The 12,756-nt window shown below is 37.3% G+C and carries 7 protein-coding genes; 2 read left to right on the plus strand and 5 right to left on the minus strand.

Features of this window, described 5'->3' with window-relative positions; all coding sequences use genetic code 11:
- Positions 1-261 precede the first annotated feature (261 nt).
- The 3 genes from IQ247_RS22040 to IQ247_RS22050 form a co-directional block, all read right to left on the minus strand.
- The gene (locus tag IQ247_RS22040; RefSeq protein ID WP_193923314.1) at positions 262-2,091 is read right to left on the minus strand and encodes a glycoside hydrolase family 15 protein; all 1,830 of its coding nucleotides are present in this window, start codon (positions 2,089-2,091) and stop codon (positions 262-264) included.
- A 463-nt stretch (positions 2,092-2,554) separates the two neighbouring features.
- Positions 2,555-3,898 carry a guanitoxin biosynthesis MATE family efflux transporter GntT gene (gene gntT, locus IQ247_RS22045; RefSeq protein ID WP_193923315.1) on the minus strand — a complete coding sequence of 448 codons (1,344 nt, stop codon included), beginning with the start codon at positions 3,896-3,898 and terminating at the stop codon, positions 2,555-2,557.
- Positions 3,899-4,206: 308 nt separating this feature from the next.
- Complete coding sequence (locus tag IQ247_RS22050; RefSeq protein WP_193923316.1) at positions 4,207-7,716, minus strand: GAF domain-containing protein; 3,510 nt, start codon at positions 7,714-7,716, stop codon at positions 4,207-4,209.
- Positions 7,717-7,887: 171 nt separating this feature from the next.
- On the opposite strand from IQ247_RS22050, the gene IQ247_RS22055 reads away from it, so the two are divergent.
- Complete coding sequence (locus IQ247_RS22055) at positions 7,888-10,272, plus strand: alpha/beta hydrolase family protein (RefSeq protein ID WP_193923317.1); 2,385 nt, start codon at positions 7,888-7,890, stop codon at positions 10,270-10,272.
- 126 nt (positions 10,273-10,398) lie between these two features.
- On the opposite strand, the gene IQ247_RS22060 is transcribed toward IQ247_RS22055, so the two are convergent.
- Complete coding sequence (locus tag IQ247_RS22060; RefSeq protein WP_228059952.1) at positions 10,399-10,854, minus strand: pentapeptide repeat-containing protein; 456 nt, start codon at positions 10,852-10,854, stop codon at positions 10,399-10,401.
- Between the two features lie 134 nt (positions 10,855-10,988).
- On the opposite strand from IQ247_RS22060, the gene IQ247_RS22065 reads away from it, so the two are divergent.
- Positions 10,989-11,633 (plus strand): hypothetical protein, encoded by a 645-nt coding sequence (locus tag IQ247_RS22065; RefSeq protein WP_193923319.1) that lies wholly within the window; start codon positions 10,989-10,991, stop codon positions 11,631-11,633.
- 162 nt (positions 11,634-11,795) lie between these two features.
- Here IQ247_RS22065 and IQ247_RS22070 read toward each other — a convergent pair whose 3' ends face one another.
- Positions 11,796-12,572, minus strand: coding sequence for a class II glutamine amidotransferase (locus tag IQ247_RS22070; protein WP_193923321.1), 777 nt, complete (start codon positions 12,570-12,572; stop codon positions 11,796-11,798).
- Positions 12,573-12,756: the final 184 nt, after the last annotated feature.

Here is a 12,756-nt window from a genome sequence, read left to right on the forward strand (position 1 = left end):
GGTGTGTTAGATGCACGACTATCTTCTGCTAAAACATATAATTTGAATACATCTAACGCACCAACAACGCCAGGCGTGCGTTACGGCAAATTTTCACCTACTCTTTTTCCGATAGAATCCCAGAAGCCGTAACACACCGTACTTTCCATTTATTTTATAAACACCCTCTAAGTATGTAAGTATTCATTAATTGTGTATTTTCTGTTCAGTTATATACCTATTCTCCCCAACCCTATTACCTATTACCTATTACCTATCTGATCAAATTGAACGATCTAAATTATAAGCGGCGCTAATTAATGATAAATGGGTAAAAGCTTGAGGAAAGTTCCCTAATGCTTCACCGCTTGTACCTGTTTCTTCTGCATACAATCCCAGATGATTAGCATAACTTAACATTTCTTCAAAGATTAATCTTGCTTTGTCAAGACGTTCAGTATGTCCTCCTTTTCCTGCACGGGTTAAAGCTTCTACTAACCAAAATGTACACAGGTTAAAGCTTCCTTCTTCACCATCCAACCCGTCGCTGTAGTCTTCGGTGTTGTAACGGAATACTAAACTGTTGGATAACAGCCCTCCTTGTTGTGGCGATCGCATTATTGCATCGAGTGTTTTGAGCATCCTGGGGTCGGTTGGTGATATAAAAAGTACCAGGGGCATGATGAGATTACTGGCATCTAAGGTATGACTGTTGTAATACTGAACAAAGGCTTGTTTTTCTTCACACCATCCCTTGTCCATGATATCCATGTATATCTGATCGCGAACTTTCAGCCATTTTTCGCGATTTGCGGGAAGGGAACGTTTTTGAGCTAAACGTAAACCTCGATCAAGTGCCACCCAACACATTAATTTAGAATAAACAAAGTCTTGTTTTGCGTCTCTGGTTTCCCAAATACCGTGGTCTTTTATATGCCAGTTTTCGCAAACCCAATCTATATACTTATATAAGTTAATCCATGTCTCGTAAGATATCGGGCTTCCATACTTATCATAAAGATAAACAGCATCCATCAACTCGCCATAAATATCAAGTTGGGTTTGATCGTAAGCACCATTACCGATGCGAACGGGATAAGAACCCTTATATCCTTCTAAATGGTCTAAAACTTCTTCTTTAAGGTCTGTTCTACCATCAATACCATATACTATCTGCAATTGCGAATCTGCTTCTGAATATGACGGACAAAGGGATATAATCCAATCGATAAATTTTCCTGCTTCTTCTGTAAATCCAATTCTGATTAATCCATAAAGGGTAAAAGCAGCGTCGCGAATCCAACTGTAACGGTAATCCCAATTCCGCTCACCACCCAAGGTTTCGGGTAAACCGCAAGTTGGTGCTGCGATAATTGCTCCAGTTGGTTCGTAGGTAAGTAATTTTAACATTAACGCTGAACGCTCTACAGTTTCGCGCCATCGACCTTTATAGGTACACTTAGAAATCCAACGGTGCCAGTAATCTACAGTATGTTCAAATACCTGCCTAGTTTCTGCTGGATTCAGCGGTAAGCCACAACCTTGCTCGCAATCAACTTCACGTAATATAAATACTGCCGATTCCCCCGCAGCCAAAGTAAATTCTGCAAAAACACCTTTGTCATCCTGCTTGAGAGGGATATCAGTTACCAATCCTAAATTTAAATCGGATGATTTGAAAATCACACCACCTTCACTAAGTTGGGTGGAATGATCATTGCGAGCATAATTAAAAGCAGGATAACACTCCATACGAAACTTCATACTGCTGCGTATGCAACTTACCTGTCTCACCAACCAATGATAACCGTCTTCGCCCTCAGATAATCCTACAGGCATAAAATCGATAACTTGTCCGACACCACAATCAGCAAGAAAGCGGGTGACTAAAACGTTAGTTTCTGGCCAATAAAATTGTCTGTGAGCGCGATCGCCAAGTGTAGGTGAAATACTGAAATGTCCACCTTTGTTTTCGTCGAGTATAGCAGCGAAAACGCTTGGGGAATCATGTCTGGGGTAGCAAAACCAATCGATGGAACCATTCATCCCCACCAAAGCGGTGGTATGCATATTGCCGATAATGCCGTAATTTTCGATTGGTTGATAACCCATGGTGGTGATTTGTAATTCATAGTTTAGACCCAGAAACCGGGTTTCTAAAAGAAACCCGACTTCTTTCCCCTTATCAAAGTTGATTTTAATGAGTTAATCATCAAAACACTACTTCCAATCGATTTTATTTTTTTATAACTTCAGATAGATGCATTGTGAGACGATAAATTATTTCCTACAAAGAATAAGCGTAAATAAAATTTGGATGGAACCCAGATAAAGTAGAATGAGATGGATCATAAATTACGACTTGAGTATGACCAATTGCGACGAGGTTAATTCGACTTGTTCAAAAACCAAGTTCAAAAAGTCGGGTTTTTACCATAATAGACATCTGGTGGAAATTAATGATGCGTCATCCAGAAACCTTGTAGAGACGCGAAATTTCGCGTTTCTACATTCTTTTTCGGAGATGTCTAATGATTATAAAAACCCGATTTCTCACAGAAGCGAAAAATAAAGATTATTGCTGACTCTGCATTCTCGGAACCTGCACCCCAAGAGACACCATTAATGTTGCCATATAAAATGTCAGTGATAACCACAATAAATGATTGTTTTGCAAGTACCAAGCCATACCTGCCATAGGAACAAATCCTAACCCCAAAGCAATTAAGGCAGAATTACGCAGTCTTGCTCCTTGTTTTAATCCAACAGTATACCCTTCAAGCATGAAGGCAATAGCACCAAAGGTTAACAGCGGTAACAACCAGTCCCGATAATTCGTAACAGATTGGCTAATATCGGTATGACTGGTTAATAAGCCAAAAATCGTTTGTGGAAATAGAATAGTTACTGAGGAAAGTATAGATGCAATTAATACACCAGTAAAGATAGAAACCTGTAACACTGGCATCATTTGTTGGGTTTCCCCTTTACCTTTAAAGTTACCGATTAAAGATTGAGTAGTTAAACCGATGCCGTTAACTGCGAACTGACTTAAGAGTACAATTTGCAGCAGCAATCCGTTTTCTGCGATTACCTCATTTCCCATGGCAGCACTGAGGTTAGTAAAGATAGAATAGGCAGTAATCATAGCCAAATAGCGGACGAGAATATTAGTTTTGAGTGCTATACTCGCTTTGAGAGCTTGCCAGTTAAACACATCTTTAATAATTGTCGGTAATATTTTCCAAGGAATATTCAAAACGACGACTACCAACCCTACCAGCAGCGCTAAATATTGACTTAAAGCCGTAGCTAACCCGGCTCCCATGCTTTCCCAGCCCCATCGATTAATCATTACATAGTCTAGTATCACATTCGAGCAATTACCTACAAAAGAAATCAGCAATACTAGAAAATTCATTTCCCGTCCCAAAAACCAACCAATCAGCACAAAATTGAGTAGAACCGCAGGAGCTCCCCAAATTCGAGCATTAAAATAGTCAATGCCAAAAACTTCCACATCTGGAGAACCTGCTAAAATCGCAAAACCAAATTTTTGGATGGGGTATTGTAAAATCAGGATGACAATCGCGATCGCCATTGCAACTAAACTACTCCGTAACAAAGAGAGTAGAATTCCCTTCTCATCATTTTCTCCCACAGCTTGAGCGGTAATAGCGTTGGTACCGTTGCGAAAAAACTTCAAAATTCGGTAGAGGTAGTCGAATAAAATGCTGGCTAAAATTACCCCTGCTAAATGACGAATATCTGCCAAATGTCCTAGGAATGCAGTATCAACTATTCCAGATAACGGTACCATCATATTCGAGAGAATACTCACAGATGCCAGTCGCAAGAACCGAGGTAAAAAGCTACTATAGCGAGATGGAAGCGTAAAGGATAAATGTAATGAACTCATAGAAGAGGTATTCCCAGTTGATTCCTTTTAATGATTATTCGGACGTTAACGGAATGCAGTCTATATTACTAAATAGCTTTTTGTTATTTGAAATGACTATACTAATTTTTTAAGTCGGTTAAAAGTAAAAACAACACCTTTTCTATAAATTTGAATAAAGGGAGTAGGGAGTAGGAAGTAGGGTTGGGGGGTTGGGGGCAATTATCACCTTTAACCTCTAACCTTTAACCTCTAACCTTTAACCTCTAACCTTTAACCTCTAACCTTTAACCTCTAACCTTTAACCTCTAACCTTTAACCTCTAACCTTTAACCTTTCACTGGTAATTCAATCACAAATTCCGTACCTTGTCCTAACTGAGAAAAACATTTAATTTGACCTTGGTGTTTTTCAACTACAATTTGATAACAAATAAGTAACCCTAATCCTGTACCTTTACCGACTTCTTTTGTGGTAAAAAATGGGTCAAAAATTTTATTTTGTATTTCTTTTGGTATCCCACAACCGTTGTCGGCAATTTTAATGATGATTTTATCATTAATTGCTGCGGTGGTAATTTCAATATTTAAAGTAACTTGAGCAGAGGTGGAGGATGATGTAGAAAATTTGTCTTCTAATGCATCAATACTATTGCTCAAAATATTCATAAATACTTGATTTAGTTGAGCAGGAAAACATTCTACTAATGGCAATTTATCATATTTTTTAATGATTTCAATGCCGGGATATTCGCCATTTGATTTTAATCGGTGTTTTAAAATAAGTAAAGTGCTATCCAATCCTTCGTGAATGTTTACTGTTTTTAGATCGGCTTCATCTTTACGAGAAAAATTTCGTAAAGAAAGCACAATTTGACTAATCCGCTCAGAGCCTATTTGCATAGAATTGAGGGTTTTTGGTAAATCTTCGAGAATAAAGTCTAAATCAATTTGTTCAATTTGTTCTTGAATTTCTGGTAATAGTATTGAAGAATTTTGACGATAAAGATTGATCAGTTTGACTAAATTATCAGTATATTCAGTTACATAAGTTAGATTACCAGAAATAAAATTGACAGGATTATTTATTTCATGAGCCACTCCAGCGATTAGCTGTCCCAAACCTGCCATTTTTTCACCTTGAATCAATTGAGCTTGAGTTTGTTTTAATTCTTGTAAAGCTTGAGCAAGTTTTATCGCTTGAATTGTCGTTTTTTCCAGTAATTCTGCTTGCTGAATCGCGATTCCTAATTGCGTTCCAACTTGTGCAAGTAAGTTGACTTCTTCATCTTTCCAGTAGCGGGGTTGCGAGTGTTGATAAGCAACTAATAGTCCCCACAATTTATCACCTTGAGAAATGGGAACAAAAGTTTCATTGCGAGGTAAATTATCGTCGTCGTCATCAGAAAATGCTGGTTGAACAATTGGTTGTGTATTGATAACAGGTTTATTATCATCTTTAAAGGAATCTGCCACAAATTTACCTCTCCAATCGGAATTAAAACGATAAATTGCAACTCGTTCAACTTCTAGTAATTCTCTTACCGCTTGAGTAGTGGTTTTAAAAATAACTTTAATATCAAGTGACTGACGAATTTTATCAACAGTTTCAGCCAGAAGCTTTTGCCGTTCCATGGCTTTTTCTCTTTCTGTCGCTTCTGCTAATTTTACTGCTTGCATCCGGACTTGTTTTAAATAGGAATCTTGTTTCAAAGCAATACTAAGTTGTTCAGCAATTTGGCTGATAAATTCAATTTCTGAAGATTGCCAATTACGAGTATTACTGCATTGATGAATACATAATAAACCCCATAATTCACCTTCTTTTAACAAGGGTGCCACAACATTAGCACGAACCTGAAACTTTTCTAAAATTTCTAAGTAACAATGTTTAAATTCTTCTTGATGAATATCGGCGATCGCATTCACTCTACCTTGTTGATAAAGTCGTGCAAATCGTTCGCTAAAGCAATGGTCATAAATTTTTGTGGCGATAGCTGAAGTCCAACCAGCAGCCACATCTTCGTAAATAAATTCTCCTTCCCAATCAGTTGCTTTGTCAAAACGAAAAACTCCTACTCGATCGACTTTGAGAAGTTGACGTACTTCGGTAACAGTAGTTTTGAAGATGGTTTCTAAATCTAATGATTCACGAATTCGGGTAATAATACCAGTTAATGCTTTTTGCTGTTCTGCTTGATATTGAGCTTCTAATAAAGTTTGATTATGCTGTAGAGCAACTCCTAAATTATCAGCAATTTGACGGGTAAATTCAATTTCTTCTGATTCCCAATTACGAGGATTATCGCATTGATGAACGCATAATAAACCCCATAAATCTTCTCCTTTAAGTAAAGGAACAATCAAGTTAGCACGGACTTGGAATTGAGCTAAAATTTTCTCGTGACAATCGCTCAATCCTGCTGCATAAATATCAGCAACTGCTTGTACACGACCTTGTTGATAATCAGCAGCAAATTGTTCTCCAAAACAATGGTCATAAACCTTAGCTGCAACAACAGAATCCCAATCAGGAGCAACACTTTCCCAAACAAATTCTCCTTCCCAATTTTGTTGAGGATCGAATTGAAAAACTGCTACTCTGTCCGCTTTTAACATTTGTTGAACTTCAGTAACAGTTGTTTGAAAAATAGTATCTAAATCCAAAGACTCCCGAATCCGAGTAATTACTTTAGTTAATGTTTTTTGTTGTTGGGCTTGATTTTTAGCTTTAGATAATAATTCGTGCTGTCTTAATGCTATACCAATTTGCGCTCCAGTCTGGGTAATTATTTCCACTTCATCTTGAAGCCAGATTCTCGGTGCGGAGTTTTGATAAGCAGCAATGATTCCCCACAGTTTTTCTCCTTGAAGAATCGGAGCGGTTGCAAAAGCTTTTACTTCAAATTTTTCTAATAAATTTACATGAGATTGAGTTAACCCAGCTTGGTAAATATTATTAACAGTAAATGTCTCATTACGAATATATCGCCCACCTTGATTTTCCTGTAAATAAGTATCATTAATTATCGGTTGAATATCAACTAAAGGAGTCAATGTTTCTGCAAAAGATTCCGCAACAAAATTACCACTCCAATCGGAATTAAAACGAAAAATTGTTACTCGATCGGCTTGGAGTAATTCCCGTAGTTCTTGAGTTGTTGTTTGAAAGATAGTCTCAATATCAAATGTTCTACGAATTTTATTAACAATCTGAGTAATTACCTTGTCACGTTGAGCCGATTGAGCTAACCTTAAAGCCTGTAATTCTAACTTTCGGAAATATTCGGCTTGTTGAATCGCAACGGTAAAGTGTTCAGCAATTAATCGGATAAATTCAATTTCCGATTCTTGCCAATGACGAATATCACTGCATTGATGTACACAAAGCAAACCCCATAAAGTATTTTCTTGTAATAATGGGACAATCAGATTGGCACGTACTTGAAATTGACTTAAAATATCAACATGACAATCACTTAATCCTGCTTGATATATATCACCAACTGCTTGGACTCTACCTTGTTGATAATGAGCCGCAAACTGCTCTCCAAAACAATAATCGTGGACTTTTTTGGCAATTACTGAATCCCAGCCAGATGCAACATCTTCTGAAACAAATTCTCCTTCCCAATCATTTGCAATATCAAATTTAAATACAGCTACTCTGTCAGCTTTAAGTAAGGTTCGCACCTCGGTTGCAGTATTTTGAAAAATAGTTTGTAAATCTAATGATTGTCGAATTCTGCTAATTACTCTTGCAAGAGTTTTTTGCTGTTCTAGTTGCTTTTGAATTTGAGCTTTGGACTGTTTTTCTGATTCGATTGAGCTAAATGTCATAATTATTTGATATTAATCAATATAGATTTATGAATAATCAAATTTCGTACAATAAAAATTCATTGATTATGTACTATATATAACATATACCCATTATAGGGAGATTACTAATATAAAGTAGTTATCATCAACTGATGTTCTAGGATTACAAAGGTACTTACATACAACAAAATGGAAAATTCCACCCCACAAATTTGGCAACAACCACCACAACCGATCAATCAAATTCTCGAAGCAGCACTCCCACCACAGATTCGTATTTCTCCTGATAGAACCTGGATGCTGGAGTTGGAACAATTACACTTAGTTCCTATCGCTTTACTTGCAGAACCGGAAGTTGCTGTAGCAGGTTTTCGTTTGAATCCGCAAACTAATGGTCCGGCTCGTCACAATACTTACTATAGTATGAAGATTAAGACAGTAGATTCTCCCAACAATGTGAGAATCATCGAATTACCAGAAAATCCCCGTATCAGTTTTATCAAATGGTCTAGAGATAGTCAAAAATTAGCTTTTACCCTTACTCAAGCAACAGGTTTAGAACTTTGGGTTTTGTACGTAGCAAATGGAACCACCAAACGTTTAACCGAACCCGTACTCAATGCTGCTTACGGAACACCATACCGTTGGTTTGACGATGAAACATTAATTTGTAAATTTGTCTCCCATAATCGCGGTGATTTACCAACGGAATCTAACATTCCTCCTGGTCCTTTAATTCAGGAAAACTTAGGTAATAAAAAACCAACTCGTACCTATACAAATTTACTCAAAAGTTCTTATGATGAGGCATTATTTGAATATTATCTAACTTCAAATTTAGAAAAAATTACCCTTGAAGGAAACCGTAATCAATTAATTTCATCTTGTCTAATTAATGAAATTGTTCCTTCTCCCGACAGTAAATTTATTTTAATTTCTACTATACACAAACCCTTTTCTTACCAAGTCCCCGCAGCACGTTTTCCTAGAAACATATATGTAATTGATCATAACGGAAACCAGATTTATCAAGTAGCAGATTTACCTCTTGATGAAGAACGTTCCATCAAATTTGATGCTGTACGTAAAGGTAGAAGACGAATATCCTGGCGCAGTGATGCAAAAGCTACATTAACTTGGGTAGAAGCACTAGATGATGGAGACCCCAATCTAGAAGTTGGCGATCGCGATGCTTTATTCATCCTAGAAGCACCATTTACGGCAACACCAACCCAATTATGGAAGTCAGAATATCGCTTTAATTCAGTAGTTTGGGGAACTTCAGATGCAGCGCTGGTGTATGAAAAATGGTATGATACACGTCGTTGCAGAACTTGGCGGATTTACCCAAATAATCCAGAAACACCACCACAATTACTATTCGACCGCAGCTTTGAAGATAAATATAACGCTCCCGGAACACCGATAGTCAAGTTAGGAGACTATGATTACCAAGTTCTCCGTTTTGCACCTGATACTCAAACTATATACCTCAGCGGACGGGGTGCATCACCCGATGGTGTATATCCCTTCTTAGATAGTTTCAATTTAGAAACTCAAGAAACTCAACGGTTGTGGCAATGTCAAGACCCTTATTATGAAGAAATATTTGCTGTACTTGACGACGAAGCACAAAACCTGATTACCATACGTCAGTCCCAAACCGAACCACCAAACCTGATGCGGTTTTCTCGGAACAATAACGATAAAAAGATACTCACCAATTACCAAGACCCCGCACCGCAATTAGCAGGAATTCATAAAGAATTAGTCCAATATCAACGAGCCGATGGAGTGCAGCTATCAGCGAAATTATACTTACCTCCCGGTTATGACCTGGAACGAGACGGTCCCTTACCGACAATATTTTGGGTTTACCCTGAAGAATTCAAAGACAAAGAATTTGCTGGACAAATCACCACAGCCGAAAACACCTTCAGTCGTCCCGGTATGACTTCTGTATTATTTCTATTAACTCAAGGATATGCAGTACTTTCCGGTGCAACCTTACCTATAATCGGTGAAGGAGAAAAAGAACCCAACGATACCTATGTACAACAATTAATTGCTGGAGCGCAAGCCGCAGTTGATTATGTAGTTCAACGTGGAGCCGCAGACCCTAAGCATATCGGTATCGGCGGACACTCTTACGGTGCATTTACCACCGCAAATTTACTAGCCCACACGGAATTATTTTGTATGGGAATTGCTAGAAGTGGAGCTTACAACCGTACTTTAACACCATTTGGTTTTCAAGGAGAACAGCGTAACTTTTGGGAAGCACAACAAACTTACATTAATATGTCACCCTTCACCCATGCATCGCAAATTAAAGCACCATTATTATTAATTCATGGTGCAAACGATAGCAATCCAGGTACATATCCCTTACAAAGCAAACGTTTATACGAAGCACTCAAAGGTAATGGTGCAACTGTGCGATGGGTAGAGTTACCTTGCGAAACCCACAGTTATCGTTCCCGTGAAGCAGTCGCTCATGTACTCTGGGAAATGGTTAACTGGTGCGATAAATATTTAAGAGTTAGGAGTTTTGAGTTAGGAGTTTTGAGTTAGGAGTTAGGAGTTTTGAGTTAGTAGCAGCGGAGTTATTCAATTTTTAAACTTAAAACTTAAACCTTTGACCTTAAACCTTAAACCTTTGACCTTAAACCTTTGACCTTTACCCCAACTGCTCCCTAATTAAAACTTTTGCATCTGATTGCTAATAGGGTCAAAATTGGGAGTAAAATGAGTGCTGTTATCGTAGCAAGCTCTAGCAAGATTAGCTCCATAAATCTTAATATACTTCAACTTGGCTCCCCGGAGATTGGCATCTTTGAGATTTGCACCGCTCAAATTAGCTCGGGTTAAATTAGCATTCGCTAAATTAGCACCCCCTAAATTCGCTCCCCACAATTTGGCTTTCGCTAAATTAGCATTTGTTAAATCCGCTGCAAATAAATTGATCCCCACTAAATTAGCTCCAATTAACTTAGCCGAGCGTAAATTAACTGCTGTAAAATCTCTTTCCCCTGCGTCATAACGTCGCTGTAATTCTTCAGCATCCATATTATTTATATAATCTCCGCTTGTAATTGTGAAGCTATTTCCATTCTCACTTACCACTGGGGTTTTAGGACTTACGATAGGCTGCAATTATTAATAACGTGTTTCATCCCAGATGTCTTTTTTCTCATACCATAGGTCTTGTATTAAAATTCTAGTGGGGCTTATAAGTAAATAATATTTAAACAAATAATATTTAAATAAATAAATCTGGAGTTACTTACATGAGCTTAAAAAAAATTAAAGGTTTCTGGATGATTGTCAGTGCTTTTATCCCAATTTTTTGGATAATAATTTGTATTAGTATATTTTTTGATATGAGTCACCTGATAAATAGTACTGTAAATCAAATTAACAGCACCTTCATTGGTATAGTGAGTACATTAGAACAAACCACAGATTCTCTAAATATTTCTGTAGAGCCGATTGGCAATTTAGAAACTACTTTATCTCAAGTTTCCCAGAGAATTGTAACTATTCCAGTAGAAATTAAAATTCCTGAAATTAAGATTCCCGATACAAAATTACCTATAAAATTGCCTAGTATTCCCGGTTTTGATATTCCAGTACCGGGTTTAAAAGATACAAAAAATATATTGGCAGAAAACTTTGTTATTCTGAGTAAAATCAACGAAGCAATTGGTAATATTCCCGACATTAGGCAAATCCAAGGATATTATCAAGAAATGCTTTTAGAAGTGCAAGATTTAGCTAAAGACCTACAAATTATTGCTATCAAAATATTAGCTTTAATTCTTTTTGGAGCAGCAATTATTATTCCCTTGCTAATTAGATTATTGATTACTCCTTATCTTAAATGGACTCACGCTAGAGTTAGAAAAGGATGGGAGTTAATATCTAATTCTTAATGATTTCTAACTATAAGTACTTGTGCCTTCATTAATGAGACATTTGGTTTAGATAGGGCTGGAGGGAACAGTTTTATAAGTGGTAATTATATAAATAATCAAGGCTTGATTACTTAGGAAAGATGTAGCAATACATCCTATCTCTAAATTTCTTTTGATACTTTAATTTGATACTTTAATAGGTACACCCTCGTGAAATGTGAGTAATTCTCCCGGTTTAATTTGTGTCCAAACTTCGTTATCTGTAAGGGGTGTAGTCGCAATCACCGCGACGCGATCGCTAGGGCGGGTTAATTCGCTAAAATCCACTGTCACATCTTCATCAATTAAATGAGCCGCAGCAAAAGGCGCTTGCCGTACAATGTAACAAAGTTTGCTTGAACTGTAAGCAAAAAAATGTTCGCCATCAGTTAATAAGTAATTAAATATGCCCTGTTTAGCAATTTTATTAGTGATTTTTTTGAGAATCGTCAACAATGGTTCTAAAGGCGGTTTTACCATGGGAAATTGCTGCCTTAAACTTTCTAAAATCAAGCAGAAAGCTTTTTCGCTGTCAGTATTACCCACAGGTTCGTAAAAATCCATAAATGGCAAATTAAAATCTTTCAAATCACCATTATGAGCAAAAACCCAATATCGTCCCCATAATTCCCTACGGAAAGGGTGAGTGTTTTCCAAAACAATTTCACCTTGAGTTGCTTTACGAATATGGGCGATGGCGTGAGTTGAATGAATGGGATAACGTTTCACAAAATCGGCAATTTGAGAATTAACGGAAGATTTAGCATCCATAAAAATCCGACAACCCTTTCCCTCAAAGAAAGCAATACCCCAACCATCTTTATGATCGTCAGTTTTACCTCCCCGAGCTGAAAAGCCTTCAAAAGAAAAGCAAATATCAGTCGGTACATTGCAATTCATTCCCAGAAGTTGACACATTGATTGGTTATTCGGTTATCGGTTATCAACAGTTATCAGTTATCAGTTATCAGTTATCAGTTAAAAACTGTAAATCAATTGGGAGTCAGAGTCCCCCACTTCTAAAAGTGGTGTGTTTCAGTCGGGGTTAAATCCCCAACTGAAACCGTGATAACTGATAACTGTTGACTGTTCACTGATTTAA

The organism is Plectonema cf. radiosum LEGE 06105, assembly GCF_015207665.1.
Taxonomy (GTDB): Bacteria; Cyanobacteriota; Cyanobacteriia; order Cyanobacteriales; family Nostocaceae; genus Rivularia; species Rivularia radiosa_A.

Excerpts from the sequence above, each read along its gene's own strand:
- IQ247_RS22040 (WP_193923314.1), bottom strand. The coding sequence starts at position 2,091 with ATGGGTTATCAACCAATCGAAAATTACGGCATTATCGGCAATATGCAT.
- gntT (WP_193923315.1), bottom strand. The coding sequence starts at position 3,898 with ATGAGTTCATTACATTTATCCTTTACGCTTCCATCTCGCTATAGTAGC.
- IQ247_RS22050 (WP_193923316.1), bottom strand. The coding sequence starts at position 7,716 with ATGACATTTAGCTCAATCGAATCAGAAAAACAGTCCAAAGCTCAAATT.
- IQ247_RS22055 (WP_193923317.1), top strand. The coding sequence starts at position 7,888 with ATGGAAAATTCCACCCCACAAATTTGGCAACAACCACCACAACCGATC.
- IQ247_RS22065 (WP_193923319.1), top strand. The coding sequence starts at position 10,989 with ATGAGCTTAAAAAAAATTAAAGGTTTCTGGATGATTGTCAGTGCTTTT.
- IQ247_RS22070 (WP_193923321.1), bottom strand. The coding sequence starts at position 12,572 with ATGTGTCAACTTCTGGGAATGAATTGCAATGTACCGACTGATATTTGC.